The following is a 245-nucleotide window of genomic DNA, read 5'->3' as shown; positions in this document are numbered from 1 at the left end:
CTTGGACGGCCCTGAAGATGGCTGAAACTCCGGACACCTCGGCGAATACCTCTTTCAAGACAAGGCGATCATCGACTTCCACGCGGACAGAATTTCGCCGGCGGCTCGTGTTCACGCTGGCTTCTCTGGGCGGTATTTCTATCATTGCCATAGCCAGTGCAGCCTGGCTGGGAAGCAAAGCGTCCGAGATAAGCTCCGAACTGACTACGGCCACCCAGCTGATCCCGATCCTCAAGGAGGAGATC

Annotated in this window: 1 protein-coding gene; it reads left to right on the top strand. The window is 57.1% G+C overall.

The window, feature by feature from the left end; all coding sequences use genetic code 11:
- Positions 1-245: hypothetical protein (locus AC3XQU_RS24560; protein WP_489876721.1), on the top strand; the 245-nt coding region annotated here is incomplete at both ends.

It is taken from the genome of Telluria sp. AZSoR62, from assembly GCF_058111565.1.
The sequence above is the reverse complement of the archived record's forward strand: the minus strand, read 5'-3'. Positions and strand labels throughout refer to the sequence as shown.